The organism is Novosphingobium sp. EMRT-2 (assembly GCF_005145025.1).
GTDB lineage: Bacteria > Pseudomonadota > Alphaproteobacteria > Sphingomonadales > Sphingomonadaceae > Novosphingobium.
In genome coordinates, this window is the sequence record NZ_CP039695.1 from 2404227 (window position 1) to 2431139 (window position 26913).

Sequence of the window (26913 nt, forward strand, 5' to 3'; positions counted from 1 at the left end):
CCCCCTTGAAGCGAAAGTCCCCGATGGCGAAGACCCCGATTGCGAAGACTGTGGCCTCCCTCTTCCGTGCCACCGCGCTCGTGTCGGCAATCGCGCTGATCCCGGTGACGACCGCCGGACTGGCCGCCGTGGACGCCAAGACCGGCCCCGAATTTACCCGGCTGATGGCGATCTACGAACGGATCAAGGCCAATTACGTGGAGCCGGTGGACGACGACAAGCTGTTCAAGGGCGCGATCGACGGCATGCTGGCCACGCTCGACCCGCACAGCTCCTATCTCGACGCGCGCGATTTCGAGAACCTGCGCACGCAGACCGATGGCTCCTATGGCGGGCTGGGCCTGTCGGTGACGCTGGAGGACGGCGCGGTGAAGGTGATCGCGCCGATGAAGGGCACGCCGGCCGATCTCGCCGGGATCAAGGCGGGCGATTACATCACCCACCTCGACGGCAAGCTGATCTACGGCGGCTCGCTCGACGATGCAGTGGACCAGATGCGCGGCGAAGTGGGCACGCAGATCCGCCTCACCGTGTTCCGCCCCGGCCGCGACGAGCCGCTCGACCTTACCATCACGCGCCAGGTGATCGAGCTGAAGCCGGTCGAATGGAAGGTGAAGGACAACGTCGGCGTGATCTCGGTATCGAGCTTCAGCGCCAACGTCGGCACGCAGGTCGCCGCCGCGTGGCGCGATATCCGCGCCAAGACGGGCAACCGCCCGGCCGGCCTGATCCTCGATCTGCGCGGCAACCCCGGCGGGCTGCTGGACGAAGCCGTCTCGCTCTCGGACCTGTTCCTCGAAAAGGGGCCGATCGTCTCGCAGCGCGGCCGCTATGCCCGCGACAACGAGGTCTATAACGCCACGCCGGGCGATATCGCCAAGGGCGTGCCGATGATCGTGCTGATCGATCAGGGGTCGGCGTCCGCGTCGGAAATCGTCGCCGGCGCGATGCAGGACCAGCACCGCGCGGCGATCATGGGCGAACGCAGCTTCGGCAAGGGCAGCGTGCAGACGCTGATCCCGCTGACGCGCGACACCGCGCTGAAGCTGACGACGGCGCGCTACTACACCCCCTCGGGCCGTTCGGTGCAGGAAGGCGGCATCGATCCCGACGTGCGCGTGCCGCAGATTTCCGACCCCGACATGCGCAAGCGCGCGCTGCGCTCCTATCGCGAAAGCGATCTGCGCGGGCATCTGATCAACGAGCTGAAGGACGACAAGGATCTCGAGACCGACAAGGGCGAGGATCCGCGCTTCAAGATGACCGCCGAGGAACTGAAGGCCAAGGGCATCGACGACTTCCAGCTCTATTACGCGGTGCAGACGCTGGGCCGGACCGCGCCGCAGGCGCTGGCCGTGAAGGCCGCGGCGGGAAGGCGCTGACGCGATGACGCCGGCCCAGTCCCGCAACGCCGCCTACACCCTGGCGCTGCTGATCCCCGCCGCGCTGATGGGCGGGGCGCTAATCGCGCAGTTCGCGTTCGGCCTGCCGCCGTGCGAGATGTGCTGGTGGCAGCGCTATCCGCATATCGCCGCGATCGTCATGGCGCTGATCGCGCAGACGCAGCGCCGTACCGGCGGGGGCGACATGCTGGTGACGCTGGCCGCCGTCGCCACGGGCATCAGCGGGCTGATCGGGGCGTTCCACGCCGGCGTCGAATACGGCTGGTGGGAAGGCATCACCACATGCTCCTCGCACAAGCTGGGCAATGATCCGCTGGCCGCCATCATGTCGGCGCCGGTGATCCGCTGCGATGTCGCGCCGTGGACGCTGTTCGGGGTGAGCCTGGCGGGCTACAACTTTCTCATTTCCATGGCCGGCGCGATCGCGGTCTTCAGACTGCTGGGGCGCGCCCGCCGTTCCGCCGGAGGATTGCAGGCATGAATGACAGGTTCGCCGCGATGATCCGGGTCGATCAGGCCGGCGAATACGGCGCCGTGCGCATCTATGCCGGGCAGATGGCGGTGATGGGCGATCGCGCGCCGCATTCGGCCGAAGTCGCGGCGATGGCGGCGCAGGAAGCCGATCACCGCAAGCGGTTCGACGCGTTGCTGGCGCAGCGCGGCGTGCGGCCGACGGCGCTCCAGCCGGTGTGGTCGGTTGCCGGGTTCGCGCTGGGCGCGGCCACCGCGCTGATCGGGCCGGAAGCGGCGATGGCCTGCACCGCAGCCATCGAAACCGAGATCGACCGCCACTATACCGAACAGCTCGACGAACTGGGCGAGGACGACCCGGAGCTGGCCGCCATGGTGCGCGAGTTCCGCGATGACGAGCGCGAGCACCGCGATGCGGCGATCGCCGCCGGGGCCGAGCGCGCGCCGGCCTATCCGGTGCTGTTCCACGCCATCCGCTTCGGCTGCCGCGCGGCGATCGCCCTTTCGAAGCGGATCTGACCGGTCGGGCAGAACGCCCGATTGATTCAGGTCAGCGACGGGGCTTCATCTACCATTCAAGAGGGTGCGGCCCTATATCGGCACCAGACCCAGCTGGAGAGTCACGATGACGCGCTTCTACCCCCGGATCACCGCCCTGGCGCTGATCGCCACCGCCGGCATCGCGGCATCGCAGCCCGTCCTGGCGCAGGACGCGACATCGGGCGAGAAGGTCAACCAGCTGATCATCTATGGCGACGATCCCTGCCCGGCCTCCAACGCGGGCGAAATCACGGTCTGCGCGCGCAAGGACGAATCCGAACGCTTCCGCATTCCGGCGCCCTTGCGCGACAATCCCAACGCTTCGGCCAACCAGGGCTGGACCGAGCGCGTCCGGGCCTATGAAACGGTGGGCGCGGCTGGCGTGAACTCCTGCTCCCCGGTCGGTTCGGGCGGGGCATCGGGCTGCGTCTCGCGCCTGATCAACGCCGCCTATGCCGAGAAGAAGCAGTCGAGCGACGTGCAGTTCGGCCGGCTGATCGAGGAGGAGCGCGCCAAGCGCCTGCAGACGATCGACGCCGATACCGCCGCCGAACAGGCGCGGGTGGAAGTGCTGGAAAAGCAGTACGAGGAAAAGCTGGCCAAGGAACGCGCGGCCGAGGATGCCGCCGGCGCGGCGACACCGCCGCCGGCCATCACACCGTCGCATCCCTGACGGACAGCCCCTCCTCCCGCTAACGAACGGAAGGGCGTCTCGTCATCAGCCCAGTGCGATGTCGGGCGCGTCTTCCTGCTTCATGCCGACCGTGTGGTAGCCCGCGTCGACATGGTGGACTTCGCCGGTCACGCCCGAGGACAGGTCCGACAGAAAATAGAGCCCCGCCCCGCCGACGTCCTCGATTGTCACGTTCCGCCGCAGCGGCGAGTTCAGCTCGTTCCACTTGAGGATATAGCGGAAATCGCCGATTCCGCTGGCCGCCAGCGTCTTGATCGGACCGGCCGATATCGCGTTGACGCGTACGCCCTGCGGCCCGCAATCGTTGGCGAGGTACTGCACGCTGGTTTCCAGCGCCGCCTTGGCCACGCCCATCACGTTGTAGTGCGGCACGACCTTTTCGGCGCCGTAATAGGTCAGCGTGAGGATCGATCCGCCTTCGGGCATCATCGCGATGGCGCGCTTGGTCACGGCGACGAGGCTGTAGGCCGAGATGTTCATCGTCGTCAGGAAATTGTCGAGCGAGGTGTCATAATACCGGCCGCGCAACTCGTTCTTGTCCGAAAAGCCAATGGCATGGACCACGAAATCGATCGTCGGCCACCGCGCCTTCAGTGTTTCGAACGCGGCATCGAGCGCCGTCATGTCCGATACGTCGCATTCGATCAGGAAATCGCTGTCCAGGCTAGCCGCCAGCGGGCGGACGCGCTTTTCCAGCGCCTCGCCGGGGTAGGAGAAGGCCAGTTCGGCACCTTGTTCACGCAGCTTGCGGGCGATCCCCCACGCCAGCGACTTGTCATTGGCAAGGCCCATGATCAGGCCCCGCTTTCCTTCCATCAGTCCGGTCATGCGCCCTCTTGCTCGATGCTCATCCGGCGCGCCCTGCGCGCGCGATCGTCAGCCTGCCCCACCACATCGCGCTCTTCGGGCGTTTCCGCGAGCGCAGCGTTGAGTTCGGCTCCTACCACCATCCCTAAGCCGACAAGCCAGAAAAAGAAAAGCGCGATCATCACGCCGGCAAGGCTTCCGTACGTTAGGTTGTAAGTGAAGAAATGGCGCAACACTCCCGGCAGTGCCCCGGTGACCGCCAGCCACCACAGGCTGACCAGCAGCGCGCCGGGCCATTTGGGATAGCGCCTGCCCCGGTAGGCGCCGGGGGTCAGCGAAATGAACAGCAGCCACAGCGCCAGGAAGAAGATCACCGCCGGCACGAAGCGCGACAGCGACAGGCTGGCGATCCATCCGCTGAACTGCGGCATCCACGCCTCGATCGCCTGTTGCGCGGTGCCGATCGCCACTTGCGCGGCGATGGAGAGCAGGATCAGGATAACCGAGGCCACGATCAGTCCGGTGGACGCCAGTCGATAGCGCCAGAAGGCGTGCTCCCAGCGCGTGCCATAGGCGCGGCGCAGGATGTCGCGGATCGTTTCGACAAGGCTGCCCACCGTCCACAGCCCGATCAGCCCGCCCACCCACAGCAGCCACCCGGTGCGCATCTCCACCACGCTGCGCGCCACCGGATCGAGCGCTTCGGCCACCACCGGCGGCATCGCGATCAGCACGGTGTTGATCGCGGCGGCGCGCTGGCTGGCCTCGCCCAGCGCGGAAAAGATCGCCGCGCCGGTGATGAAGAACGGGAACAGTGCGATCAGCACCATGTAGGCGAAGTTGCCGGCGTGGATGAACCCGTCGTGATAGACGCCGGTCCACACCCGGCGGATCACTTCCAGCGCCCGCGCGTGGCGGGTGGGCGGCACGGGCGCTACAAAACCCTGCGCATCCGGGGGGAGCCGCAGGGCGGCGCGGCGGCGGGCTTCGGGCGAAAGGTCGGGAACATCGATCAGCGGTGCGATCGGCGGCCCGGCCGGCGAGGATGCAGCCCGTTCCGTTCCGTCATCGCCCGGCCCGGGCGAAAGGCCGGATACGGGAGTCATGCCGTCTTAAACGCCCAGCTTGCCGCGCGGGTTCCGGGTGTCCTGCCATCCTGCGAGCCGGGTCTGGAGATCGGCGCCCAGCTCGCCGTCGGCGGGCGGGAGGTCGATCTGCAGCGTCACCAGCTGATCGCCGCGCGTGCCGTCCTTGCGGGTAAAACCCCTGCCCTTCAGCCGCAGCGTGCGGCCGCTGCTGCTGCCGGGCGCGACGGTGAGCATCACCGGGCCATCCACGGTCGGCACCTTCACCTTGCCGCCGTTGACTGCCTCGTCGAGCGTGACCGGCAGGTCGAGCCGGATGTTGTCGCCATCGCGCTCGTAGAACGGGTGGCTGCCCACCTCGATCGTCACGATCGCGTCGCCGGCGCCACCGGGGCCTTGTTCGCCCTTGCCGGGAATGCGCACCTGCTGGCCGCTTTCCACGCCCGCGGGCAGCTTGAGGTCGATGGTCTTGCCGTCTGACAGGGTGATGCGCTGGCTGGCCCGGCTGGCGGCGTCGGTGAACGAGACCTGCAGCCGGTAGCCGACGTTGGCGCCCTTGGGCGGCGGGCCACGCCGCGCGCCGCCGAAGCCGCCGAAACCGCCACCGCCGCCGGGCTGGCCGCCGCGCCCGCCGAACAGGCCCTCGAAGATGTCGCCGATATCGATGCCCTCGGCACCGGCGCCCTCGAAGCCGCCCGAATGGCGATAGCCGTGCTGCGCCCCGCCAAAGCCGCCGCCCGCGCCGCCGAAGCCGAAGGGGCTGGTGGGATTGCCCTCCGCGTCGATCTCGCCCCGGTCGAACTGGGCGCGCTTGTCCTCGTCGGACAGGAGGTCATAGGCCTGCGTCACCTCGGCAAACCGTTCGGCCGCCTTGGGATTGTCCTTGTTCCGGTCCGGATGGAGTTCCTTGGCAAGCTTGCGGTACGCGGATTTCACGTCCTTTTCGCTCGCGCTGCGGTTTACGCCAAGAATGGAATAGGGATCTGCCATGGTTCCCTAGCTAGGCGGCGTGGACCAATTCCGCAACGCCGCAAGCGGCGCTTTCCTACCGCACGGGGGTAGGATAGGCGGTGTGCATGAACCTTGATCCCCGTCATGGCCATCCCGCGCCTTGCCAGCCTAACATGAGCGTGTCCGAAGCGGGCGACCGTTTGCCTCTGGACCGTGTCAACTTTGTCAACTTCGTCAGGAAAATGCCGTGAAACCTGAACAAGCGCGCGATGCCATCCCCCATGCCGATCCGTTCGCCATCTTCGAGGAATGGTTCGCGCAGGCGCGGGCCAGCGAGCCCAACGATCCCAACGCCATGGCGCTCGCCACCGCGACGCCCGAAGGCGTGCCGTCGGTGCGGATGGTGCTGCTGAAAGGGCATGGGCCGGATGGCTTCGTGTTCTACACCAACTTCCACAGCCGCAAGGGCGGCGAACTGGCCGCGAACCGGCACGTCGCGCTGCTGTTCCACTGGAAATCGCTGCGCCGGCAGATTCGCGTCGAAGGCACCATCACCGAAGTGACGGCGGCCGAGGCGGACGCCTATTTCGCCAGCCGGCATCCCGAATCGCGGCTGGGTTCGGCCGCCTCGGACCAGTCGCGCCCGCTCGATTCGCGGCAGACCTACCTTGACCGGGTGGACGCCCTGCGCGCGCAATACCCGGACGGAGAGGTCACGCGGCCGGTGCACTGGTCCGGCTATCGCGTGAAGCCCGCCGCCATCGAGTTCTGGCAGGACCGCGACCATCGCCTGCACGAACGCCGCCGCTTCGTGACCGATGGCGCCGGCGGCTGGACCAGCACGCTGCTTTACCCGTAAAGCGAATGGCATGAGCGCGATCCCCTCCGATCTCAACCGGCGCGCGGCGATGGCCAGCATGGCCGTGGCGACGCTGCTGGCCGGCCTGAAACTGTGGGCGGTGATCTCCACGCATTCGACCGCGATGCTGGGAAGCCTGGCCGATACCGGGCTGGACCTGGTGGCCAGCGCCGCCACGCTGCTGGGGGTATGGGTCGCGGCGCAGCCGGCCGATCACAACCACCGCTTCGGGCACGGCAAGGCCGAAGCGCTGGCGGCGATGTTCCAGGTCGTGCTGATCTCGATCTCGGCGCTGGGCCTGGCCTGGCGCGCGGTGGGGCAGTTCCTGGGCGGAGAGCGGGTGGCAGAGGCCGAATCGGGCGTGATCGTCTCGGTTGTGGCGATGGTGGCCACGGTGGCGCTGCTTGCCTATCAGCGACATGTGATCCGCCAGACCGGCAGCCTCGCGATCAGCACCGACAACGTCCACTACAAATCGGACCTGTTTCTCAATCTCGCGGTGATCGCCGCGCTCGTACTCGATCATTACTTCGCGCTGGCCGGCGTCGATGCGGTCTTCGCGTTCGGCATCGCGCTGTGGCTGGGCTGGGGCGCGTGGGGCGCTTCGCAGGAAGCCATCGAGCAGCTGATGGACCACGAATGGCCGCTTGAAAAGCGCGAACGGTTCCTCGAGGTTGTGGCGCGGCATCCCGAACTCAAGGGCCTGCACGATCTGCGCACGCGCACCAGCGGAAATCGCGATTTCGTGCAGTTCCACGTCTGGGTGGACGGCAAGATGACCGTGACCGAGGCGCACCGCGTGATGGACGAGATCGAGGAAAAGCTGATGGAGGCCTTCCCCGGTGTGGAAGTGTTGATTCACCCCGATCCCGAAGGCCTGGTGAACGAGGCGCCGCTGGGCGCGCGCGATCTTCTCGCGCCGGGGCCGGACGGGGAAAGCCCGGCGCTGGCGGTGCAGGGCGCTCCCGCCCAAGCATTGCCAGCGGGGGGACTTTCTACCTGAACGTGCCCACGATGTCGGCAAGGTGGCCGGTCACCGCGCCCAGCTTGTCGTCGGGTGTCTTGCCGAGGCGCACCACCACCAGCTTGCGGCTGGGCGAAACCAGCACGTACTGGCCAAGGTGGCCGATGCAGGCGAACAGGTCCTTCGGGCCGCGATCGGGGAACAGCGCGGGCCGGTCCTTGCCGCTGGGCGTGCGGTTCAGCCAGATCTGCGCGCCGTATTGCGCCTGACGGGGCGATGGCGTGGTCATGAAGTCGATCCACTGGCGCGGGATGATCTGCGCCCCGCGCACCGATCCCTTGTTGCGCAGGAACTCGCCGAACCGCGCCCAGTCGCGCGCGGTGCCGTGGATCAGCGATCCGCCGATCAGCGTGCCCGCCGCGTCGAATTCCGGCAGCATCGAGCGCATCCCCGCCGGTTCGAACAGGCGCGTGCGCAGGTATTCGGCCACGGCGCGGCGGCGATGCTCGGCATCGGGCACGGGCGCCAGCGCGCGCGCGGCCAGATCGGACAGGATCACGCTGGTCGCGGTAGAATAGCGGAAGGTCTTGCCCGGTTCGCTGTCGAGCGGCTGGTCCTCGGCATAGCGCGCCATGTCGTCGCGCCCGTCGAGGAACAGCATCCGCACCTCGTCGGACCGATAGACGGGATCGCCCGCCTCGACGTGCTTGAGGCCTGAGCGCATCTGGAGAAGCTGCCGCAGCGTGATCTCCCCGCGCGGATCGCCGGGGCGCTGCCAGGCAGGGACGGGCGCCGATTCGTTGAGGCGCAGCCGTCCGTCCGAGACGAGCATGCCGATCATCACGCCGGTGATCGACTTGGCCATCGACCAGCTCACGAAGCGGGTGTTCTCGTGGTAGCCGGGGGCATAGCGTTCGGCCACGATCCGTCCACCGCGCATGACGATCACCGCGCGCGTTTCCGAAGCCGCCGCATCGGTGAACAGTGCATCGACCGCGCGGGCCAGGCCTTCGCGATTCGTTCCCGGTTCCTCGACAACCGCCTTCATCGCGGCGTCTGAAAGCGGCGGGGGCGGCGGTGCGGGCGCTTCCCCGGACCTGCCGCAGCCGATCAAGGCTGGCACAATCAGCAGGGGCAGGATATGGGACAAGCGCGGGCGGGCCATGGCGCCAGTCCTTTCCTCCAGATGGCCCGGACATGGCAACCGCAAACGCACCTTCTTCCGCAAAGTCCGACCGGAATGGATCGAACCCGGCCGGCTTCCCGGCCAATGGCGCGCCACCGCGCCGGCGACGACGCTGGCGTCTGATCCTTCCCGTCGTGGCGCTGCTGGTGGCCATCCTCGCCTATTTCTGGCCGGGGATTCATGGATACGCGATTACCGGCGCATCCTATGGCGCGCGCGTTGGCTGCTCGTGCCGCTATGTCGGCGGGCGCGCGCTCAGCGATTGCCGCAAGGATTTCGAGGCGGGCATGGACATGATCACCCTGTCGGAAGACACGCAGGCGCGCAGCGTGACCGCGCGCTTTCCGCTGCTGGCCCGGCAGACCGCGACGTACCGCGAGGGATCGGGCTGCGTGCTCCAGCCCTGGAACAACTGATCCGGAACCGCGTCAGGCCGCATCCTGCCAGCGGCCGGTTTCGGCGATCCAGCCGCCGCCGACCACCCGATCGCCGGCATAAAGGACCGCCGCCTGCCCCGGCGCGACGCCGTATTCCGGCTGCAGGAACCGGATGGCGGTGTCCGCACCCTCTCCGAACGGCCCTTCCAGCACTACCGGCACCGGCTTGGCCAGCGACCGGACCTTGGCGGTTAGCGGCGTATCCTGCGGCAGGGGTCCGACGCGGTTGGTCTCGACGATTCGCGCGCGGCCGACGGCGAGCATGGCCTTCGGCCCCACCAGCACGCGCCGCAGCGGCGCATCGAGCGCGGTGACATAGAGCGGTTCGGGCTGGCCGCCGATCTCCAGCCCGCGCCGCTGGCCGACCGTGTAATGGATGATACCGCGATGCTGGCCGAGCACTTCGCCGGTGGCAGCATGGACGATCTCGCCCGGCGCGTCGCCTTCGGGGCGCACCGAACGCACGACGCGCGCGTAATCGCCATCGGGAACGAAGCAGATGTCCTGGCTGTCGGGCTTGGCCGCGACGCCGAGGCCCAGTTCGGCGGCGATCCGGCGCGTTTCGGTCTTCGGCAGGCCGCCCAGCGGAAAGCGCAGGAAGGCGAGCTGCTCCTCGGTGGTGCCATAGAGGAAATAGCTCTGGTCACGCGCGGGATCGAGCGCGCGGCGCAGTTCCGGCCCCGCCGCGCCGATCACGCGGCGTACGTAATGCCCCGTCGCCAGGCAGTCCGCGCCCAGTTCGCGCGCCATCCGCAACAGGTCGGTGAATTTCGGCCCCATGTTGCAGCGGATGCAGGGAATCGGCGTGCGACCGGCCAGATAATCGTCGGCGAATCGCTCGACCACGTCCTCGCGAAAGCTGGATTCGTGATCGAACACGTAATGCGCGATGCCCAGCCGGTCGGCCACGGCGCGCGCGTCACGGATGTCGTCACCCGCGCAGCAGGCGCCCTTGCGCCCCGTGGCGGCGCCGTAATCATAGAGCTGCAGCGTCACGCCGATCACTTCGGCACCGCTGGCGGCGGCGAGGCCCGCCACGACCGAGCTATCCACGCCGCCCGACATCGCCACGACGATCCGCCGCGCGTTCAACGGCTGCGGCAGATCAAAAAAAGTAGCGTAATCGTAAACGGAGGAAAGACTGGCCATGCGCCGTCCCATAAGCACATTTGCGGAGGGAATGCAGGAAAAATGCGCAATTCCCGGCCGTGCCCCGCCGATGTGCCGGACGATGGCAGCAATTAATTGCCGCCAGAATGGCTATTCCTAACTCTTGGTAAAGGCGGCCTTTACCGTCCCTTATGACTGCCCGGGGTAGAGACCCGCTCATGGAAATGGGATTCAACGATATCCGGCCACCGGGTGATTCGTGCCTTGTCGAAAGCGGGGGCCAGGGCGAACGCCTGCGTCCGCTCGGCTGGCACGAACTGTGCGCGCGTCTGGTCGCGGCGCAGGATCTGCGCAAGGCGGTGAAACAGGCGTTGCCCAGCAGCACCACGCTGCAGGGTGCTGCCAGCTTTCACGGGCTTGCCGCAAGCCTCCTGACGGCCGGCGAAAATACTGAAATTCCCGTTAACCCAACCCGTTCAACGAATGGCAAAGCGGAAGGAGGAACATTGCCGGCGAAGCAAACGCCGCCCTCCCCCCCTGTCGAGCCGAGCTGATCGACGAGTATTGCCATGATCGAGAACCAGAAAATCAGACCGGCGCAAGTTATCGGACCTCTCGGCGAACCGCTGACGGTCGATAGCCTGCCGCCCCCCAACACCAAGCGCTGGGTGGTCCGGCGCAAGGCCGAAGTCGTGGCCGCCGTCAATGGCGGGCTGCTGACGATCGACGAAGTGTGCGAACGCTACAGCCTGACGATCGAGGAATTCGCCTCGTGGCAGCGGGCGGTCGACCGCTCCGGCATGCAGGGCCTGCGCGTCACGCGCATCCAGCACTACCGCGATCTGTACGAGCGCCAGCTCAAGTATTGACGCTTCCTACCGGTTATCCACGGGCAGCCGCTCCTGTTTTCAGGGGCGGCTGTTTCCGTTTGGGCGGTGCTTCGGCCAAGCCGGGATCGCGCGCGCGTGCTGCGACGATGAATAATGGCGCGGACAGTCCCCGCTAGCGGATGGGACCGGTCCACAACGGCGGAATGCCTTCAAGGGCATGGATCGTTCTTCGTCGAGCCAGAATTGCCACTCGTCGTTTCGACGTCTATTGCCATGAACAAAGGTGCCAAGCTTGCGCGGACGGCCTGCTTGCGGCCACTGCCATACACGTATAATACACCTTGGTTTGAAGGAAGGGGCAGGTCTCCCCGGCCACCGTGGAGACCGACGCGTGAAAACGATGAACTACGAAACCAGCATCAGTGCGGACATGAACGACGCCGGCCGGCAGGCGGATGCCGCCGATGCGGGTGTCGCGTCGGGGTACATGGAAGTCGGGCGGACCGGCGGCGGATGGTCGCGCGGCCGCGTGCTGCTGGTCGTGGCGCTTGTCCTGCTCGCGCTGGGCGGCGCCTACTACTTCAAGCACCACAACGCGGCAGCGACGGGCGATGCGGCGCAGAGCGGGGCGCAGGCGCAGACGGTTACGGTCATCACGCCGGGCATGACCTCGGTGCAGGGCACCATCGTTGCCAGCGGCACGATCGCCGCGCGGCGCGAGATGCCCGTCGGCGTCGCCGGCGAAGGCGGCAAGGTGGCGAGCGTGCTGGTCGACGCGGGCGACTGGGTGCAAGCCGGGCAGGTTCTGGCGGTCATCGACCGGTCGGTGCAGGCGCAGCAGGTCGAAAGCCAGGCCGCCAACGTGGAAGTGGCCGCTGCCAACGCGCGGATCGCCCAGTCCAATCTCGATCGCGCGCTCAAGCTGGTCGACAAGGGCTTCATTTCCAAGGCCGACGTCGATCGCTTGACCGCCACGCGCGATTCGGCGGTCGCGCAAGTGCGCGTGGCGCAGGCCACGCTGGGCCAGTTGCGCGCCAGCACCGCGCGGCTCAACATCCTGGCGCCCGAAGCGGGCCTGGTGCTGACGCGTGGCGTGGAGCCGGGGCAGGTGGTCAGCAGCGGCAGCGGCGTGCTGTTCCGCATCGCCAAGGGTGGCGAACTGGAAATGCAGGCGCGTCTCGCCGAAGCCGACATGGCCAAGCTGTCCGTGGGCGTCAGCGCCGACGTGACGCCGGTGGGCACGGCCACGCCGTTTACCGGCCAGATCTGGCAGTTGGCGCCGACCATCGACGCGACCACGCGCGAAGGCATCGCCCGCATCGCGTTGCCCTATAACGATGCGCTGCGGCCCGGCGGTTTCGCCAGCGCGACGATTCGCAGCGGCACGGTGACCGCGCCGATGCTGCCCGAATCGGCGATCCTCAACGACCAGAACGGCGCCTTCGTTTATGTCGTGAACAAGGACAACAAGGTGGAGCGCCGCCCCGTGAAGGTCGGCGATGTGACGGCGGCCGGCATCGTCGTGCGCGAAGGGCTGAACGGCAGCGAACGGATCGTGCTGCGCGCGGGCGGCTTCCTCAACCCGGGGGACACCGTGCGCCCGGTGGCGGGCGGAACAACGGTAGCCAAGCCGGCCACCGGCCACTGAACCGGAGCCCGGCGCCATGAACTTCCGCAACATCTCGGCTTGGTCCATCCGCAACCCGGTGGTCCCCATCGTCCTGTTCCTTGGGCTGACGCTGGCCGGGCTGGTCTCGTTCATGGGCATGAAGGTCCAGAACAATCCGGACATCGAGTTCCCGATGGTGATCGTCGAGATCTCGCAACCGGGCGCGGCGCCGACCGAGATCGAGAACCAGATCACCCAGAAGGTCGAATCCAGCGTTCGCACGATTGCGGGCGTGGATACGATCACCTCGACGGCATCCGAAGGCAGCAGCCAGACGATGGTCCAGTTCAAGATCGGCACCGATATCAACGCGGCCGTCAGCGAGGTGAAGAACAAGGTCGACCAGGTGCGCGGCGAACTGCCCGACGGCATTCTGGAACCGTCGGTGTTCAAGGCGGAAACCTCGTCCGATCCGATCGCCTATTTCGCGGTTTCGGCCGACGACATGACGATCGAGCAGCTTTCGTGGTTCATCGACGATACCGTGGCCAAGCGGCTGCTGGCGCTGCCGGGCATGGCGGAAGTGGCGCGTGCCGGCGGGGTCAACCGCGAAATCGCGGTCACGCTCGATCCGATGCGGATGAAGTCGCTGGGCGTCACCGCCAACCAGATCAACGCCACGCTGCGCCAGGTCAACCTGAACGCCGCCGGGGGCAAGGCGGAAGTGGCCGGCGCGCGCCAGTCCGTGCGCGTGCTGGGCAATGCGCGGTCGGCCTTCGACCTTTCGCAGACGCAAATCGCGCTGAGCGGCGGGCGCACCGTGAAGCTGGCCGACGTGGCCGACGTGCGCGACAGCTACAGCGAAATCACGTCGATCGCCAAGTTCAACGGCAAGCCGGTCGTCACCTTCAGCATTGCCCGCGCGCGCGGCGAATCCGACGTCAGCGTCTATGACGAAACGGTCAAGGAACTGGCCAAGCTGCAGGCGGAACAGGGCAACAAGGTCCGCTTCCAGCAGCTGTTCAGCAGCGTGGGCTACACCAAGGACGAATACCGCACCTCGATGTCGTCGATGGTGGAAGGCGCGGTGCTGGCGGTCATCGTGGTGTTCTTCTTCCTGCGCGATTGGCGCGCGACCATCGTTTCGGCGATCGCCATCCCGCTGTCCGCCATCCCCACGTTCTGGGTGATGAGCCTGATGGGCTTCACACTGAACACCATGTCGCTGCTGGCGTTGGGCCTGGTCGCGGGCGTGCTGGTGGACGATGCGATCGTGGAGATCGAGAACATCGTCCGGCACATCCGCATGGGCAAATCCGCCTATCAGGCCTCGATCGACGCGGCGGACGAGATCGGGCTGGCCGTGCTGGCCACGACGTTCTCGATCGTCGCGGTGTTCTTCCCGGTGGCGCTGATGCCAGGCGTTTCGGGCCAGTTCTTCAAGAACTTCGGCATGACCGTAGTGGTGGCGGTGCTGTTCAGCCTGCTGGTGGCGCGCATGATCACGCCGATGGTCGCGGCCTATTTCCTGAAAGCGCACGGCCACGCCGAACATGGTGGTGGGCCGTGGATGGACCGCTACATGAAGATCCTGACGTGGTCGCTCGATACCGCGCGCGTGCAGGCCTACCTCGCCTCGGTCCGCGCGCGGGGCATCCGTCCCGGCTTCCGCCACTGGACCATGGCGCGCCTGCGCGACCATCGCCTGTGGATGATGGGCATCGGCTTTGCCGCGCTGCTGCTGACCGGCGTGATGTTCATGGTGATCCCGCAGCAGTTCTTCCCCGATACCGACAACGATTTCAGCACGATCACCATCGACATGGTGCCCGGCACCACGATCGAGCAGACCGAACAGAAGGTGGACGAGGTGCTGGCGCTGGTGAAGGACCAGCCCGACCTGGGCGTGGCGCTGGAGCGCATCCGCGAAGGCAACGGCCGCGTGTTCCTCAACTGGAAGAAGGACCGCAAGGAAAGCAGCCTCGACATCGAGCGCAAGCTGACGCCGGTGCTGCAGCAGGTTTCGGACGCGCGCGTCAACTTCCAGTCGCAGAACGGTGGCGGCCCCGGCGGCGGATCGGGTCGGCCGATCAGCGTGATGCTGTCCGGCTCCGATCCCGAACTGCTGCAGAAGACCGCGCAGACGCTGGTTGAACAGATGAGCGGGTTGAAGGAAGTGGTCGCGCCGCGGATCAGCGCGGACCTGCGCCGTCCCGAAATCGTGATTACGCCGCACATGGATCTTGCCGCCTCGCTGGGCGTGACCACCCAGGCGCTGAGTCAGGTGATCCGCATCGCCACGCAGGGCGAAATCGACCAGAACAGCGCCAAGTTCTCGCTGTCCGACCGGCAGGTACCGATCCGGGTGAAGCTGCCGGTCCTGTCGCGCCGCGATCTGTCGACGTACGAGAACCTGCCGGTGCCCACCGCGTCCGGCGGATCGGTGCCGCTGGCCCGCGTGGCGACGATCTCGTTCGGCTCCGGCCCCACCACGATCCAGCGCTACAACCAGAACCGCCGCGTCTTCGTTGGCGCGGACCTGCCGCCAGGCGTGGTCAAGGGCACGGCCGACAAAGCGATCAAGAACCTGCCGATCATGCGCAACCTGCCGCAGGGTGTGTCCAACGCGCCGGCGGGCGAGGACCGCTGGCAGCAGGAAATGCTGAACAACTTCTTCGTCGCGCTGGCCGCAGGCGTGCTGCTGGTGTTCTCGGTGCTGGTGCTGCTCTACCGCCGCTTCATCTCGCCGCTGGTCAACATGGGCTCGCTGTTCCTGGCGCCACTGGGCGGGCTGCTGCTGTTGCTGGTGCTGGGGCAATCGCAATCGCTGCCGGTGTTCATCGGCATCCTCATGCTCTTCGGCATCGTCGCCAAGAACTCGATCCTGCTGATCGACTTCGCGATCGAGGAAATGGAAGCGGGCACGCCCAAGCTGGCGGCGATCCTCGAAGCCGGGCACAAGCGCGCGCAGCCGATCGTGATGACCACGGTGGCCATGGTGGCGGGCATGGTGCCCACCGCGATTTCGCTGGGCGGCGATGGCGGCTGGCGCGCGCCGATGGGCACGGTGGTGATCGGCGGGCTGACGCTGTCGACGCTGCTCACGCTGCTGATCGTGCCGGCGGGCTTCAGCCTGGCCGACGGCGTCGAGAAGCGCATCGGCCCGTGGCTGGGCCGGCGCGTGCTCACTTACGATCCGCATGATCCCCGGCACAAAACCGCCGACGGAGCGTTACCGGCCGAGTGACGGATTTCTCCGACGATCCGGCGGGGGAGGCGATGCCTCCCCGCGCCTCTTCCCGGACCCGCACGGCCGCGCGCCTGAAAGGGACACTCCTTCCCGATGATCGGGCCGATGACCGCGCACGTCGGCTGCGCCTGTTCGCGACCGGCCTGCTGCTGATCATGGCCGTGCTGTTTTTCCTCGCCCGCCAGGCCGAACAGGGCGGCGGACCGCCCGCGTGGGGCTTCCTGCGCGCCTTTGCCGAGGCGGCGATGGTCGGCGGACTGGCCGACTGGTTCGCGGTGACGGCGCTGTTCCGGCATCCGCTGGGGCTGCCGATTCCGCACACCGCGATCATCCCGGAAAACAAGGACCGCCTGGCCGATTCGATGGCGGCGTTCCTGCGCGAAAACTTCCTCACCCCGCAAGTGGTGGCGCGCCGGCTGGCGGGGATGAACGCGGCGGCCATGGCGGGCGGCTTCCTCGCCGATCCGCGCGGCGGAGAAGGCCGGGTGCGCGCGGGCGCCGCCAATCTCGTGGCCGATGTGCTCGAATCGCTCGATCCGGAAAAGCTGGGCGGCCTCGCCAAGGGGGCCTTGCGCGGCCAGATCGCGAAGTTCGATCTGGCGCCGCTGCTGGGGCAGCTGCTGGGCGCGATGATCGCCGATGGCCGGCATATGCCGGTGATCGAGGGGCTGGCGCGCCGCGCGGCGCTGGCGCTGGAAGCGAACGAGGAACTTGTCCGCACCATGATCCACGATCGCGCCAACGCGATCCTGCGCTGGACCGGGCTGGACGAGCGGCTGGCCAACGGCATTCTCGATGGCCTGTACAAGCTGCTGGCGGAAACCGTGGTGATGCCGGACCATCCGCTGCGCCGGAAGATCGAGGAAGGGCTGGAGCAGCTGGCGCACGATCTGGTGCACGACGATGCGATGCGGGCGCGGGTGGAGCGCATGAAGGAAGAAGTACTCGCCAATCCCGCCTTTGCTGCCTGGCTCGATGCCGTGTGGGAACGCGGGCGCGCCGGCCTGCTGAAGGCGGTGCGCCAGCCCGATGGCGTCCTCTCGGGCCAGTTTGGCGCCAGCCTGGGCGAGCTGGGCCGGGCGCTCCAGCACGACGCGCGGCTGCAACTGCTGGTCAACCGCTTCGCCCGGCGCACGCTGGTAGGCGTGGCAACGCGCTATGGCGGGCAGATCGTGCGGCTGGTATCGGAAACGGTGCGCCGCTGGGATGCCCGCACCGTGACCGACCGGATCGAGGGCGCGGTCGGCCGCGATCTCCAGTTCATCCGCATCAACGGCACGCTGGTGGGCGGGCTGGTCGGTGTTTCGATCCATGCCGTGGACGTGCTGCTATGAACGACGACGAACCCTTCCTGCTGACCGAACGCCTGGCCTTGTGGAAGCCGCGCGCGTCCGACCGGGCCGAACTGTTCGCGATGGTCGCGCCGCCCGAAGTCCGGCGCTTCCTGGGCGATCGTCCCACGAGCGAGGCGGACGAGTTCGCACGGCTGATCCGGAACGCCGGAAGCTGGGCGCTCTATGGCTACGGCACGTTCATCTGCCGCGACCGCGCCGACGGCCGGCTGGTGGCGCTGTGCGGCCTGTTCCATTCGTGGCGCGGCTTCGGCAAGGGGCTGGACGACGCGATCGAGGCGGGCTGGATCGTGGCGCAGCCGGATTGGGGCAAGGGCATCGCCGGCGAGGCCATGCGCGCCGCGATCGACTGGTTCGACGCCGCGATCGGCCCGCGCCGGATCGCCTGCATGATCGAGGAGGGCAACGACGCCTCGCTCGCGCTCGCCGCCCGGCTGGGCTTCGTGCGCTATGCCGTGGAGGACATGGGCGAGGAACGCCCGCTGATCCTGCTGGAACGGCTGCCGGAAGGGGTTGCGATTTAGGCGGCTGTCCGGACACGAGGCTGTCGCTGGGTCTCGGGCATCCCAATCCGCGTTCGTCCTGAGCCTGTCGAAGGACACGCGATACGGTTGATCTTGGGTCAGTTTGCCATGCGAGGCCAGCATCGCGCGCGTCCTTCGACAGGCTCAGGACGAACGGGTGGGGAGGTTTTCAGGACGCTTCCTGTGCCATTGCAAGCGTAGCTCCGGTAACGTATCATAGCACAGGGATTGATAAATTTTCGCATGAAATAAGTGTGAAAATTTGTAGAGTATAATAATATGTCTAGAAAATACGATATATTTTTTATTCTCGTTTGGTTTGTAATTTTCTTTGGTGTTATGTATTTTGCGCAATATTTAATAGATAGATTCTATATATCTGGATTTCCTAAATATGCCATCGTTTGCTCAATTGCGGGAGTGTGGTATTTGGGAAATGGTCATATTATTCAATTTAGGAAGCAGGCTCGAGAGTCGGAGATCGAGAAAAAATAGACTCGATTCGATGATCATTTTTAGGAAAGGTTGGGCTGTTTACGCCTGCCGTCAAAATGACCCGTTCGTAACGCTCGTTAAAGCCCTGCCAAACAAGCAAATCGATAACACCGTGAAGGATGGTCGCTCACCACTGCCCCTCTCTCCCTTCGCCCACTGATCGTCCCCGGACGGAACCAGACCGTCAAACCGCGCCGAACGCCCCACCCCGCCTAAATCGTTGCATCTGCAACCGGAGTCCGCCAGTCTCCGCGCGGGATCGCGCTGGAGACGGGAAAAATAGCATGAAACAGGGTTTTGCGGTGCTGGCGGCGGTCGTGCTGGCGCAGGCCGTGGCGCCGGGCGCGGCGCTGGCGGAGACGGTCTATGTCCGCGCCGGTCGGCTGGTCGATACCGAAAAGGGCACCGTGCTGCCCGCGCGCCTGTTCCGCGTGGACGATGGCCGCGTGGTATCCGTGACGGCGGACGGGCCGGTTCCGCAGGGCGCGCGTGTGGTCGACTGGTCGGCCTATACCGTGCTGCCCGGGTTGATCGACATGCACGTTCACCTTGCCGATCTGGAGCAGAGCGAGAACGTGGCCGAACCGCTGCTGCACGCGCCGATGGAAATCGCCTATATCGGCGCGCGCAACGCCCGGCGCACGCTGCTGGCCGGCTTCACCAGCGTCCACGATGTCGGCTGTTTCCGCGCCTTCGCCGATGTCGAGCTGCGCAACGCGATCAACCGGGGCGACGTGATCGGCCCGCGCATGAGCGCGGTGGGCGCCTATGTAACCATCCCCGGCGGCGGCGGCGAGGTGACCGGCTTTTCGCCCGACGTGAAAGTGCCCGACGACATGCGCGCGGGCGTGGTCACCGATGCCGCGAACACGGTGGAGAAGGTCAACTACCTGTTTCAGCACGGCGTGGATTCGATCAAGCTGATCGCCACCGGCGCGGTGCTGGCGCAAGGCACCGAACCCGGCCAGCAGGAACTGACCGAGGAAGAGATGCATGCCGCCGTAACCACCGCCGCCGCGCGCGGATCATGGGTGACGGCGCACGCGCACGGCGCGGAAGGCATCAAGTCCGCGATTCGCGCCGGCGTGAAATCGATCGAGCACGCCTCGCTGATCGATGACGAGGGCATCGCGCTGGCCAAGGCCAGGGGCGTGTTCCTGGACATGGACATCTACAACGGCGATTTCATCAACGATTACGGCAAGGCCCACAGCTGGCCGGCGGACATGCTGCGCAAGAACGTGGACACCACCGACGCGCAGCGCGAAGGGTTCCGCAAGGCGGTGAAGGCCGGGGTGAAGCTGACCTTCGGCACCGACGCGGGCGTCTATCCCCACGGCCTCAACGCGCGCCAGTTCAAGTACATGGTCCGCTACGGCATGACGCCGATGCAGGCGATCCAGTCCGCCACCACGGTTTCGGCGGACCTGCTCGGCTGGTCGAAGGACGTCGGCGCGCTGTCCCCCGGCCATTTCGGCGACATGATCGCGGTGAGCGGCGATCCGCTGGCCGACATCACCGTGCTGGAAAACGTGCAGCACGTGATGAAGGGCGGCGACGTGGTGAAATAGGGCGGGCGTTCAGGCGGGGCCGGACAGGTCCAGCGTCAGGCACTGGCTGAAATCGTCGATGACGTAGTCGGCGAAGGCGGGGCAGGGCACGAAGCCGTGCTTGCGATAGAGCGCGACCGCCGGGTGGAACGGTTCGGTGCGTCCGGTCTCGAGGCTGACCCGGGCATAGCCCCGGCGCCGGGCCTCGGACAGGAGATGCGCCAGCATCGCCTCGCCCACGCCGTGCCCCCGCCATTCCGGGGCGGCGCGCATCGATTTCAGCTCGCCATGATCGTCCGACAGATGCCGCAGGGCGCAGATGCCGGCGATGGCTTCCCCGATCCACGCCGACCAGAAGGTGACGTCCGGCTGGCGCAGCGCCGCCACCGGCAGGGCGTGGACCTTGCACGCCGGCGAATGCCGCTGCATGTCGGCCAGATGGTACGCGACTAGGGCCTGTACCTCCTCGCCGGACAGGGTGTCCTCGACGAAGCGCAATGCGGTGATGCCGTGCCGGTCCATGCCCGTTCTCTCGTCCGTGACTGTTTTTCAGGGACATGCTGCCCCATCCGGTTTCATCTGCTATCGCTTCCGGCATGACCGAGACAAGCGAAAGACGCGCGGATACCGCTCCGCGCTGGAGCATTGCGATTCACGGCGGCGCGGGATCGATGCGCCCCGAGACCATGGACGCGGCCGCGCAGGCGGCGCACGAGGCGGGGCTGCGCGCCGCGCTCGATGCCGGCCGGGCGGTGCTGGCCACGGGCGGCGCGGCGCTCGACGCGGTGGGCGCGGCGGTGGCCGTGCTGGAGGACGATCCGCTGTTCAACGCCGGGCGTGGATCGGTGTTCACCTATAACGGCATCAACGAGCTGGACGCGGCGGTGATGGACGGGACGACGCGCCAGGCCGGGGCGGTGGCGGGCGTTACCCACGTCCGCAATCCGGTGCGGCTGGCGCGCGCGGTGATGGAACAGAGCCCGCACGTCCTGCTCGCGGGGGCAGGCGCGGAGGAATTCGCGCGCGAACAGGCGATCGAACTGGTCGATCCGGACTGGTTCGCGACCGAGGAACGCTGGCGGCAGCTCCAGGAACTGAAGGCGAAGAAGCTGGGCTGGTTCGACGATGGCTTGAAGTATGGCACGGTGGGCGCGGTGGCCTGCGACAGCCACGGCCACGTCGCGGCGGCGACCTCGACCGGGGGGCTGACCGGCAAGCGCTGGAACCGCATCGGCGATTCGCCGGTGATCGGCGCGGGGACTTACGCCGACGACCGCGCGGGCGCGGTCAGCTGCACCGGATCGGGCGAACAGTTCATCCGCGCCGGCGTGGCGCATGAAATCTGCGCGCGGATGCGGCTGGCGGGCGAAAGCGCGCAAGGCGCGGCCGATGCGGTGCTGGCCGAAGTGGGCGCGATGCGCGGCGTCGGCGGCGTGATCGTGGTGACGCCGGCGGGCGAGACGGTGTTCGCCTTCACCACCCCCGGCATGTTCCGCGGCCGCGCCGATCACGCGGGGCTCTACGAGACCGGGATTTTCGGGATGGCCGGCAGCAAGGATTGATTGACTCCGTTTCGGACCGGGCGCAGCTTTCGTGACGCCATGGGGCCGAGAGAGTAACGGGAAGCCCGACACCACGGCATGGTCCACGCGGGGAGGGGACGCCCGCGTTTTTCATGTGTGGAGATCCTGAAATGAAAAGCGTTCGTTCCGCCGTGCTGGCCGCGGCTGCCGCTGTTGCCCTGATGGCTCCTGCCTGGGCACGGGCCGAAGACTATCCGCTCAAGCCCGCCGAATATGTCGAGGTGGCGCTGATTTCGGTCGATGACGGGCATGACCTTGAGTACGCCACGCATCTCGCCAACATGTGGCGCAAGTCGCAGGACTACGCGCTCAAGCAGGGCTGGATCAGCGGCTACGAAATCCTCAGCAACGAATTCAAGCGTCCGGGCGAGGCGGACTACTACCTGCTCACGCGCTTCGCCGTGCTGCCCGATGCTGCGGAATCGACCCGCCGGCAGGAGGACTATACCGCGTACATGCAGATGAACGAAGCGCAGATGCAGGCCGCGTCGGGCGATCGCGCCAAGTACCGTCGCCAGATGGGGTCGGAACTCCTGCGCCGTTGGGTCTGGACCAAGTAGAACGCGCCATCGGCGGCTTCGCAACCGGGCCTGCTCCGGGCGCGAAGCCGCCGGTTACCGCGCGCCCGAAACCACGCTGCCGGCCAGCTTTTCGCGCAATTGGGCGTAATAGGCTTCGAGGAAAGGACGGGCATCGGCCGTGTCCACGTCCCGCCCGATCTTGCCGCCGATGCGCGCGGCGACATCGCCCAGCGTTTCCGGATCGCCCGCGCGCAGCACCTGTTCCAGCACTTCGAGCTGGTGTTCGCCGTAGTACGACAGCTCGGTGGCGGTGAAGCGCCAGGCCGATGAGGTTGCCTGCCGGGCGTCGGGCACGAACTTGTCGGCCTTGCGCTGGCCGAAGCGCATGCCCCGCTCCAGCCTTTCGCGCAGTTGCGTGTAATAGGCCTCGAGGAAGGCGCGTTCGTCGCCAGAACCGGCGCTCCAGCCGATCTTGGCGCAGATCGTGGCGGCGACTTCGGCCAGCGCCTCCTCGCGCCCGTCGCGCAGCACGCGCTCCAGCACTTGCAGCTCGTATTCGCCATAGACCGCCAGTTCCGCCTCGCCAAAGCGGTAGGCCGCGCCGGTGAGCGTGCTTTGCCCGCGCGCGCCTTCGCCCAGCGACATGGCCTTTTCCAGCTTGCGGCGGGGGGCGTCGACCACCCAGGTCCCCGCGATCACGTCACCGCAGCGCAGGGCATCGCGGTTGAAGAAGGGAAACAGCACGAAGATCGCGAACCATACCAGCCCGGCCCAGCCGGCTTCCTCGCCATCGGCGCCGCTGGACCAGGCCGAGGCGAGGAACACCAGCGGCATGAACAGTTCGATGTCGCGCACCAGGTTGCGCGCGATCACCGCTTCGGTGGTCAACCGCCTGCCATCGCGCGCGGCGATGCGCAGGCCGCAGATGCGCTTGCCCGGCGTGGCCCCGCGCGGCCCGAGTTCGAAGAACAGGAAATAGGCGTTGCGATAGAGGAACATCGCGATGATCCACACGATCGACAGCGCCTGCTTGGCATGGGCAACAGGGGTGTTCTGGTCCAGGCGGTCACCCCCGAAGCCCCCCGCCACCCACACGAGCAGAAGCGTGGTGCCCACCATCGAGCCGACGATGAACAACAGATCGAGCAGCAGCGCCGAGGCGCGCGCGGCGCGCGATCCGATCGCGAACGGCAGCGCGACGCCTTCGGGGGTCACCACGCGGCGTAGGCGCTTGTCCGCGGCGGGCGCGTAACGCGGCGCGCGATGACCGTCCGCGGCTTTTCGCTTCCACGGCAGACGCGCCATCAATGGCCCTCCGCCGTCACGCGGCCGCGCCGCCAGACGAAGAAATAGCCGCACCAGAACACCAGCATGAAGCCGCCCAGTGCCAGCCGGGTGGTCGTGATGTCGACAAGCTGGCGCGCGAAGCCTTCGAGCAGCGCCGCGACGATCAGCATGAACACCACGCCGGTCATTACCTGCGCCGCGCGGCGGCCGGCCGCCGCCGCCGCTTCCAGCACGGTCGCATCGCCCGGAAAGGCCATCGCGCGGCCGATGTGTATCCCCGCGCCGCCTGCCAGCAGGATCGCGAACAGCTCGGTCGTGCCGTGCACCGAAAGCCAGCCGATCAGGTCCAGCGTCAGTCCCTGCCCGTGATAGAGCCACAGCATGGCGCCAAGCATGGCGGTGTTGTGGACGAGCAACATGATCGAGGGCAGGCCGAAGGCGAAGCCCAGCGCGAACGCCAGGATCGAGACTTGCGCGTTGTTGCTGAACAGGTAGGCGGCGAACACGCTCATCCCGTTCTCCTTCTGGTGGCCGAACAGCGTGCTGTGCAGCACCGCGCGGCTGGCGCCCGGCACGCGCTCGTCGGCGAAGCCCGCACCCACCAGCGAATAGTACCAGTCGGGGTTGGACGAAACGAGCAGCCAGCCCACCACCGTTCCCGCCACCATCGCGGCCAGCGCGATCAGCACGTCGATCCAGATCGCCCGCACCGCCGCGCCCCAGCCGCCGCCCAGGAAACGGCGGAACCAGCCCCACAAGGTGGTGCGCGGGCCATAGACGAGGAACCAGGCGCGCTGCGTCAGCGCTTCGAGGTAGGACAGCGTGGCGCGGTCAAGCGAGGTTTCGCGCGCGATCGAAAGGCTGGAGGCGGCGGTGCGGTAGAGCACCGGCAGGGCCAGCAGATCCTCGTCGGAAATGCCGCGCAGCCGGCCTTTCTCCATGCGCGTGACGATCGCTTCCAGCCGTTTCCACTCGGTCTCGCGCTCCAGCCGGAAGCGGTCGGACCGCAGCGCCGCCTCGCTGGCGGCGGCAGCCTGTTCCTCGGTCTTCGAGAACCAGCCGGTGACGCGTTGGGCTAAAGTGCTCATAAGCGCCTACTCATCCGATGCTTCCCTGCCGCTTGACCGCGAGATAGGCGTCCAGCAGCCGCATCCCGATCCGGTCGTGCGGCGCTTCCACCACGCGCACGCCCAGGTGGCGCAGGCGTTGCAGCACCAGCGCTCGCTGGCGGGCGAGCGCCGTGGCGGTGACCGCCATCGCCACCGCCTGCATGTCGCGTGCGGGGGCGGCGACGATCCCGGCCAGTTCGGCATCGGCCATGACCACGAACATCACGATATGGCGTTCGACCAGCCGACCCAGGTTCTCGATCATCAGTTCGGCGCTGGTGGGATCGGTGAAATCGGAAAACAGCACGATCAGCGAACGGCGCTGGAGCCGCGCGGAAAGCTGCGACAGCGCCAGCGTGAAATTCGGCTCCTCCGCGTGGTAATCGAGCGTGGCGGCGGCGTGCTGGAGCCGGGCGAAATCGCGCGAATGGGTGACGAAAGGCGTCAGCACCTGCGGCCGCGCGGCGAACCCGTAGAGCGCCACGCGGTCCTGCGCCTTCAGGGCCACATAGGCGGTGGTGAGCGCGGCGGTGACGGCGCGGTCGATGCGCGGCAGGCCGGCCACCGGCTCGCACATCGTCTGCCCGCAATCGAAGGCGAAGACGATCTGGTTGTTGCGCTCGACCTCGTATTCCTTGGCGAACAGCCGGGCATGGCGGGCGGAGCTTTTCCAGTCGATCCGCCGCCGGTCCATGCCCGGTTCGTATTCGGCCAGCGCCTCGAAATCGGTACCCTCGCCACGAATGCGCCGGGCGACCATGCCGAACTGGGCATCGCGCAGGAAGATCTGGAGTGCGGGGCTGCGCACCGGGGCGATGTTCGGGCGCACGCGAACCAGCGCGTCGCTGTCCACGCGGACCTGCCGGTGGGCAAGCCCAAGCGGGCCGGACCACCGCAGCCAGAACCGTCCGATCGCGCCGGTGCCGCGCCGGTTGGGGGTGAGCGTGGCATCCCCGCGCCAGCCCTCTGCCCCGACCGCCAGCGGCAGCACCAGCCGCCCGCCCGGATAAAGCCGCGGATCGATGGCGAGCGCGGCCTGCGCCTGCGCCCAGCGCGGCGCGCGGGCAAGGTCCGCCTCCAGCGCGAGCGCAACGGGCTCGCCCACTTCCGCATCGCGCGGGGCGAGCAGGCGGACGTTGCGCAGCCCGCCCGCGAACAGCGCGTCGAGCAGGACCAGAAGCAGCAGCGCTCCGCCGAACGCGGGTGCGACGATCCACGCCGCCGGCGCCAGGGCCGCGACGATCAGCGCCAGCGGCGCGGCTGCCGCCAGCAGCAGCGTGGCCCGCGCCGTGGGATAGGCGACGGGCCAGCGGCGCGAGATCGCGGCTTCGCTCAACGCGGCGCCTCGGTTCCCTGCACGAGATCGGCGACGATCGCCTCGACCTGCCGGCCCTCGATCTCGGCGGCGGGGCTGAGCAGCATGCGGTGCCGCAGTACGGCGATGGCGAGCGCTTTCACGTCGTCGGGGATCACGTAATCGCGTCCGTCGAGCGCGGCGCGGGCACGCGCGGCCCCAGCCAGCAGCACGGCGGCGCGCGGGCTTGCCCCGGCAACCAGATCGGCGCTGTCGCGCGTGGCGCGCACCAGCCGCACGATGTAGTCGACGATCGCGTCGGCCAGCGTGACCTGCCCGATCGCGCTGGTGGCGGCGCGTAGCGCGGCACCATCGGCCACGGCTGCCACGCCCAAATCGGCGGGCTTCGCCGATCGCGCGCCCTCGCCGTAGCGGGTGACGATGCGCGCCTCTTCCTCGAACGAGGGATAGGGCACCAGCACCTTGAACAGGAACCGGTCGAGCTGCGCTTCGGGCAGCGGATAGACGCCCTGGCTCTCGATCGGGTTCTGCGTGGCGACGACCATGAACCGGTCCGACAGCGGGTGGATTTCCCCGTCCAGCGTCACGCGCCGTTCCTGCATCGCTTCGAGCAGCGCGGCCTGGGTCTTGGGCGGGGTGCGGTTGATTTCGTCGGCCAGCAGCAGTTCGTGGAAGATCGGGCCGCGCGTGAGCGTGAACTGGCTGGTCTGGAAGTTGAACAGGTTGGAGCCGAGGATGTCGCCCGGCATCAGGTCCGGCGTGAACTGGATGCGCCCGAAATCGAGGCCCAGCGCGGCGGCGAAGCTTTGCGCCAGGAAGGTCTTGGCCGTGCCCGGCGGCCCTTCGAGCAGGACATGGCCGCCCGCGAACAGCGCAATCAGCAGGTGATCGACGATCCCGTCCTGCCCGATCACGGCCTTGCCCACTTCTGCGCGGATCGCCTGCGCGAGCGCGCGCACCTGCTCCAGCGTCATCGTCTCC

At 67.4% G+C, this 26913-nt stretch carries 26 protein-coding genes; 16 read left to right on the plus strand and 10 right to left on the minus strand.

Annotation, left to right across the window (positions count from 1 at the left end):
* Window positions 1-23: 23 nt before the first annotated feature.
* The 4 genes from FA702_RS11845 (at window position 24) to FA702_RS11860 (ending at window position 3087) form a co-directional block, all read left to right on the plus strand.
* Window positions 24-1382 carry a S41 family peptidase gene (locus FA702_RS11845; RefSeq protein WP_136956310.1) on the plus strand — a complete coding sequence of 453 codons (1359 nt, stop codon included), beginning with the start codon at window positions 24-26 and terminating at the stop codon, window positions 1380-1382.
* Between the two features lie 4 nt (window positions 1383-1386).
* The gene (locus tag FA702_RS11850) at window positions 1387-1884 is read left to right on the plus strand and encodes a disulfide bond formation protein B (RefSeq protein WP_136956311.1); all 498 of its coding nucleotides are present in this window, start codon (window positions 1387-1389) and stop codon (window positions 1882-1884) included.
* Window positions 1881-2393 (plus strand): demethoxyubiquinone hydroxylase family protein, encoded by a 513-nt coding sequence (locus FA702_RS11855; protein WP_210417533.1) that lies wholly within the window; start codon window positions 1881-1883, stop codon window positions 2391-2393. Before FA702_RS11850 ends, FA702_RS11855 begins: the two co-directional genes overlap by 4 nt.
* A gap of 106 nt (window positions 2394-2499) precedes the next feature.
* A complete protein-coding gene (locus FA702_RS11860) occupies window positions 2500-3087 on the plus strand; it encodes a hypothetical protein (RefSeq protein WP_136956312.1) in 588 nt (195 codons plus the stop codon).
* A gap of 45 nt (window positions 3088-3132) precedes the next feature.
* On the opposite strand, the gene fabI is transcribed toward FA702_RS11860, so the two are convergent.
* From fabI to FA702_RS11875, 3 genes are read right to left on the minus strand one after another with little or no spacing between them, the layout of a single operon-like run.
* The gene (gene fabI, locus FA702_RS11865) at window positions 3133-3936 is read right to left on the minus strand and encodes an enoyl-ACP reductase FabI (RefSeq protein ID WP_136956313.1); all 804 of its coding nucleotides are present in this window, start codon (window positions 3934-3936) and stop codon (window positions 3133-3135) included.
* Complete coding sequence (locus FA702_RS11870) at window positions 3933-5021, minus strand: YihY/virulence factor BrkB family protein (protein WP_136956314.1); 1089 nt, start codon at window positions 5019-5021, stop codon at window positions 3933-3935. Before FA702_RS11870 ends, fabI begins: the two co-directional genes overlap by 4 nt.
* 6 nt (window positions 5022-5027) lie before the next feature.
* Window positions 5028-5990 (minus strand): DnaJ C-terminal domain-containing protein, encoded by a 963-nt coding sequence (locus FA702_RS11875; RefSeq protein ID WP_136956315.1) that lies wholly within the window; start codon window positions 5988-5990, stop codon window positions 5028-5030.
* Between the two features lie 208 nt (window positions 5991-6198).
* On the opposite strand from FA702_RS11875, the gene pdxH reads away from it, so the two are divergent.
* The gene (pdxH, locus tag FA702_RS11880; RefSeq protein ID WP_136956316.1) at window positions 6199-6810 is read left to right on the plus strand and encodes a pyridoxamine 5'-phosphate oxidase; all 612 of its coding nucleotides are present in this window, start codon (window positions 6199-6201) and stop codon (window positions 6808-6810) included.
* Between the two features lie 10 nt (window positions 6811-6820).
* Window positions 6821-7813: a cation diffusion facilitator family transporter gene (locus FA702_RS11885; RefSeq protein WP_136956317.1), complete on the plus strand. Its 993-nt coding sequence runs from the start codon at window positions 6821-6823 to the stop codon at window positions 7811-7813.
* On the opposite strand, the gene FA702_RS11890 is transcribed toward FA702_RS11885, so the two are convergent.
* Window positions 7806-8939 (minus strand): serine hydrolase, encoded by a 1134-nt coding sequence (locus FA702_RS11890; RefSeq protein ID WP_136956318.1) that lies wholly within the window; start codon window positions 8937-8939, stop codon window positions 7806-7808. The two genes, FA702_RS11885 and FA702_RS11890, sit on opposite strands and share 8 nt — an antisense overlap.
* A gap of 32 nt (window positions 8940-8971) precedes the next feature.
* Between FA702_RS11890 and FA702_RS11895 the strand changes: the two genes are divergently transcribed.
* The gene (locus tag FA702_RS11895) at window positions 8972-9376 is read left to right on the plus strand and encodes a hypothetical protein (protein WP_136956319.1); all 405 of its coding nucleotides are present in this window, start codon (window positions 8972-8974) and stop codon (window positions 9374-9376) included.
* A 12-nt stretch (window positions 9377-9388) separates the two neighbouring features.
* Here the strand turns inward: FA702_RS11895 and mnmA are convergent, their stop codons facing one another.
* Complete coding sequence (gene mnmA, locus FA702_RS11900) at window positions 9389-10546, minus strand: tRNA 2-thiouridine(34) synthase MnmA (protein ID WP_210417534.1); 1158 nt, start codon at window positions 10544-10546, stop codon at window positions 9389-9391.
* 179 nt (window positions 10547-10725) lie between these two features.
* Here mnmA and FA702_RS11905 point away from each other — a divergent pair, with 179 nt between their 5' ends.
* From FA702_RS11905 to FA702_RS11935, 7 genes are all read left to right on the plus strand, one after another.
* Entirely contained in the window at window positions 10726-11061 is a 336-nt protein-coding gene (locus tag FA702_RS11905; RefSeq protein WP_136956321.1) for a hypothetical protein, read from the plus strand.
* 15 nt (window positions 11062-11076) lie between these two features.
* A complete protein-coding gene (locus FA702_RS11910) occupies window positions 11077-11376 on the plus strand; it encodes a DUF1153 domain-containing protein (RefSeq protein WP_124809897.1) in 300 nt (99 codons plus the stop codon).
* Between the two features lie 361 nt (window positions 11377-11737).
* Window positions 11738-12985: an efflux RND transporter periplasmic adaptor subunit gene (locus FA702_RS11915; RefSeq protein ID WP_136957380.1), complete on the plus strand. Its 1248-nt coding sequence runs from the start codon at window positions 11738-11740 to the stop codon at window positions 12983-12985.
* A 16-nt stretch (window positions 12986-13001) separates the two neighbouring features.
* Window positions 13002-16193, plus strand: coding sequence for an efflux RND transporter permease subunit (locus FA702_RS11920; RefSeq protein WP_136956322.1), 3192 nt, complete (start codon window positions 13002-13004; stop codon window positions 16191-16193).
* Between the two features lie 125 nt (window positions 16194-16318).
* Window positions 16319-17530, plus strand: coding sequence for a DUF445 domain-containing protein (locus FA702_RS11925; protein ID WP_210417643.1), 1212 nt, complete (start codon window positions 16319-16321; stop codon window positions 17528-17530).
* Complete coding sequence (locus FA702_RS11930) at window positions 17527-18072, plus strand: GNAT family N-acetyltransferase (RefSeq protein WP_136956323.1); 546 nt, start codon at window positions 17527-17529, stop codon at window positions 18070-18072. The genes FA702_RS11925 and FA702_RS11930 overlap by 4 nt, the downstream gene beginning before the upstream one ends.
* 779 nt (window positions 18073-18851) lie before the next feature.
* Complete coding sequence (locus FA702_RS11935) at window positions 18852-20138, plus strand: amidohydrolase family protein (protein WP_136956324.1); 1287 nt, start codon at window positions 18852-18854, stop codon at window positions 20136-20138.
* A 9-nt stretch (window positions 20139-20147) separates the two neighbouring features.
* Here FA702_RS11935 and FA702_RS11940 read toward each other — a convergent pair whose 3' ends face one another.
* Entirely contained in the window at window positions 20148-20639 is a 492-nt protein-coding gene (locus FA702_RS11940) for a GNAT family N-acetyltransferase (RefSeq protein WP_136956325.1), read from the minus strand.
* A 74-nt stretch (window positions 20640-20713) separates the two neighbouring features.
* On the opposite strand from FA702_RS11940, the gene FA702_RS11945 reads away from it, so the two are divergent.
* Window positions 20714-21679 carry an isoaspartyl peptidase/L-asparaginase family protein gene (locus FA702_RS11945; RefSeq protein WP_136956326.1) on the plus strand — a complete coding sequence of 322 codons (966 nt, stop codon included), beginning with the start codon at window positions 20714-20716 and terminating at the stop codon, window positions 21677-21679.
* A 131-nt stretch (window positions 21680-21810) separates the two neighbouring features.
* Window positions 21811-22260 (plus strand): hypothetical protein, encoded by a 450-nt coding sequence (locus tag FA702_RS11950; protein ID WP_255504552.1) that lies wholly within the window; start codon window positions 21811-21813, stop codon window positions 22258-22260.
* 54 nt (window positions 22261-22314) lie between these two features.
* Here the strand turns inward: FA702_RS11950 and FA702_RS11955 are convergent, their stop codons facing one another.
* From FA702_RS11955 to FA702_RS11970, 4 genes are read right to left on the minus strand one after another with little or no spacing between them, the layout of a single operon-like run.
* Window positions 22315-23526, minus strand: coding sequence for an RDD family protein (locus tag FA702_RS11955; protein WP_136956327.1), 1212 nt, complete (start codon window positions 23524-23526; stop codon window positions 22315-22317).
* Window positions 23526-24596 carry a stage II sporulation protein M gene (locus FA702_RS11960; RefSeq protein WP_136956328.1) on the minus strand — a complete coding sequence of 357 codons (1071 nt, stop codon included), beginning with the start codon at window positions 24594-24596 and terminating at the stop codon, window positions 23526-23528. Before FA702_RS11960 ends, FA702_RS11955 begins: the two co-directional genes overlap by 1 nt.
* 10 nt (window positions 24597-24606) lie before the next feature.
* Window positions 24607-25953: a DUF58 domain-containing protein gene (locus FA702_RS11965; protein ID WP_255504553.1), complete on the minus strand. Its 1347-nt coding sequence runs from the start codon at window positions 25951-25953 to the stop codon at window positions 24607-24609.
* Window positions 25950-26906 (minus strand): MoxR family ATPase, encoded by a 957-nt coding sequence (locus FA702_RS11970; protein WP_136957384.1) that lies wholly within the window; start codon window positions 26904-26906, stop codon window positions 25950-25952. The genes FA702_RS11965 and FA702_RS11970 overlap by 4 nt, the downstream gene beginning before the upstream one ends.
* Window positions 26907-26913 lie beyond the last annotated feature (7 nt).

Excerpts from the sequence above, each read along its gene's own strand:
- FA702_RS11845 (WP_136956310.1), top strand. The coding sequence starts at position 24 with ATGGCGAAGACCCCGATTGCGAAGACTGTGGCCTCCCTCTTCCGTGCC.
- FA702_RS11850 (WP_136956311.1), top strand. The coding sequence starts at position 1,387 with ATGACGCCGGCCCAGTCCCGCAACGCCGCCTACACCCTGGCGCTGCTG.
- FA702_RS11855 (WP_210417533.1), top strand. The coding sequence starts at position 1,881 with ATGAATGACAGGTTCGCCGCGATGATCCGGGTCGATCAGGCCGGCGAA.
- FA702_RS11860 (WP_136956312.1), top strand. The coding sequence starts at position 2,500 with ATGACGCGCTTCTACCCCCGGATCACCGCCCTGGCGCTGATCGCCACC.
- fabI (WP_136956313.1), bottom strand. The coding sequence starts at position 3,936 with ATGACCGGACTGATGGAAGGAAAGCGGGGCCTGATCATGGGCCTTGCC.
- FA702_RS11870 (WP_136956314.1), bottom strand. The coding sequence starts at position 5,021 with ATGACTCCCGTATCCGGCCTTTCGCCCGGGCCGGGCGATGACGGAACG.
- FA702_RS11875 (WP_136956315.1), bottom strand. The coding sequence starts at position 5,990 with ATGGCAGATCCCTATTCCATTCTTGGCGTAAACCGCAGCGCGAGCGAA.
- FA702_RS11885 (WP_136956317.1), top strand. The coding sequence starts at position 6,821 with ATGAGCGCGATCCCCTCCGATCTCAACCGGCGCGCGGCGATGGCCAGC.
- FA702_RS11890 (WP_136956318.1), bottom strand. The coding sequence starts at position 8,939 with ATGGCCCGCCCGCGCTTGTCCCATATCCTGCCCCTGCTGATTGTGCCA.
- FA702_RS11895 (WP_136956319.1), top strand. The coding sequence starts at position 8,972 with ATGGCAACCGCAAACGCACCTTCTTCCGCAAAGTCCGACCGGAATGGA.
- mnmA (WP_210417534.1), bottom strand. The coding sequence starts at position 10,546 with ATGGCCAGTCTTTCCTCCGTTTACGATTACGCTACTTTTTTTGATCTG.
- FA702_RS11905 (WP_136956321.1), top strand. The coding sequence starts at position 10,726 with ATGGAAATGGGATTCAACGATATCCGGCCACCGGGTGATTCGTGCCTT.
- FA702_RS11910 (WP_124809897.1), top strand. The coding sequence starts at position 11,077 with ATGATCGAGAACCAGAAAATCAGACCGGCGCAAGTTATCGGACCTCTC.
- FA702_RS11915 (WP_136957380.1), top strand. The coding sequence starts at position 11,738 with ATGAACTACGAAACCAGCATCAGTGCGGACATGAACGACGCCGGCCGG.
- FA702_RS11920 (WP_136956322.1), top strand. The coding sequence starts at position 13,002 with ATGAACTTCCGCAACATCTCGGCTTGGTCCATCCGCAACCCGGTGGTC.
- FA702_RS11930 (WP_136956323.1), top strand. The coding sequence starts at position 17,527 with ATGAACGACGACGAACCCTTCCTGCTGACCGAACGCCTGGCCTTGTGG.
- FA702_RS11935 (WP_136956324.1), top strand. The coding sequence starts at position 18,852 with ATGAAACAGGGTTTTGCGGTGCTGGCGGCGGTCGTGCTGGCGCAGGCC.
- FA702_RS11940 (WP_136956325.1), bottom strand. The coding sequence starts at position 20,639 with ATGGACCGGCACGGCATCACCGCATTGCGCTTCGTCGAGGACACCCTG.
- FA702_RS11945 (WP_136956326.1), top strand. The coding sequence starts at position 20,714 with ATGACCGAGACAAGCGAAAGACGCGCGGATACCGCTCCGCGCTGGAGC.
- FA702_RS11950 (WP_255504552.1), top strand. The coding sequence starts at position 21,811 with ATGAAAAGCGTTCGTTCCGCCGTGCTGGCCGCGGCTGCCGCTGTTGCC.
- FA702_RS11955 (WP_136956327.1), bottom strand. The coding sequence starts at position 23,526 with ATGGCGCGTCTGCCGTGGAAGCGAAAAGCCGCGGACGGTCATCGCGCG.
- FA702_RS11960 (WP_136956328.1), bottom strand. The coding sequence starts at position 24,596 with ATGAGCACTTTAGCCCAACGCGTCACCGGCTGGTTCTCGAAGACCGAG.
- FA702_RS11970 (WP_136957384.1), bottom strand. The coding sequence starts at position 26,906 with ATGACGCTGGAGCAGGTGCGCGCGCTCGCGCAGGCGATCCGCGCAGAA.